1 protein-coding gene is annotated in these 1278 nt (G+C 47.7%); it reads right to left on the bottom strand.

Annotation, left to right across the window (positions count from 1 at the left end; genetic code table 11):
- Positions 1–43: 43 nt before the first annotated feature.
- A protein-coding gene (locus tag AC3WJN_RS25525; protein WP_369750415.1) for an IS3 family transposase occupies positions 44–1194 on the bottom strand; the annotation gives its coding sequence in 2 pieces (ribosomal slippage) (positions 44–936 and positions 936–1194; 1152 coding nt in all).
- Positions 1195–1278: the final 84 nt, after the last annotated feature.

Here is a 1278-nt window from a genome sequence, read left to right as displayed (position 1 = left end):
TGGTCATAGCCCCGTCAAGTAGACACTAAAAAAAGACGCTATCTTAAGCGGCGATCGATTCCCGGTATTGGACTGGGGAGAGGTCGCCGAGTTTTTTCTGGAACCGTTCTGTATTGTAGAATTCGATGTATTCAGCGATCAGTTTGCGAGCGTGAGCTATATCTCTTGGTTTCTCCAGATACAACTTTTCCGTCTTCAGGTGTGAAAAAAACGATTCAACACAAGCGTTGTCGAAGCAGTTCCCCCGTCTGGAATGGCTTCCGGTTAGCCCTTGTTCTTGCAACAGATTTGCGTATGTCTTGGTAGTGTACTGGAATCCTTGGTCGGAGTGCAGGATCGCATCTCCATTACCCAGTTGCTTCACCGTAGACAGCACAAGATCAAGATCGTTTCTCTCCGACACTTCCCAAGCAACCGTTTCGTTATTATACAGATCCAGGACCACGGACAGATAAATGAAGTCATCGACGACTCGAATATAGGTAATATCGGTTACATATTTCTTTCTAGCCTCGTCCGCAGCGAACTGGCGATTAAGGACATTGTTGAACACGATGGAGGGCTTGCGGCCGGCAAATGGACGCTTTTTGCGGATCACTGAGCGGATGCCCAATTCTCGCATCAGTCGGCGAACTTTCTTCGTATTTACTTGTAGTCCCTCTTTGCGTAGAGCCGTGCGCATTCGTTTATACCCAAAGTATGGGCGAATGCGGTGAATTGCCAGTATATGTTCCTTTAGGTCGGCATCCTGCTCCACACGTACCTTACGAACCTTCTCCGTCGCCTTCCACTTGTAGTAGCCCGCCCGGGAGACCTCCGCTATTTCGCATAGCATGACCACAGCGTACTTGCGACTCATTTCTTCGATCGTCCTAAACCGGGTTTGCTTATCCAACTTCCCTCCCCGTGTAGATTTGGATTGAGCTTTTTTAGGTATTCGACCTGCGCTTTCAAGTAGTTGTTCTCTTCCTCTAGACTGCTGAAATACTTCTTGATCCATCGCCCTCTATAGTCTTCAAACGTTTCACCGTTTTGCCGTTTCTGTACCCACTCCCGAATCTGCGTCTTACTTTTAATGCCTAATTTCTCCATTATCATTGGGTAGCTCCAATGCTCCTCAACCCGCAAACGTACTGCTTCGCTCTTCGTTGCTTCGTCATATTGCTGCTGTTTTTGCCCTTTACGTGGCGGCATAAGAAAATCCCCTCCGGTCAACAGTGTTGATCTCATCATACCATGAGGTCTTTTTTCACTGTCTACCATGAGGGGATAATACCA

It is taken from the genome of Brevibacillus sp. FW306-2-1A-C05A, assembly GCF_058781555.1.
The sequence above is the reverse complement of the archived record's forward strand: the minus strand, read 5'-3'. Positions and strand labels throughout refer to the sequence as shown.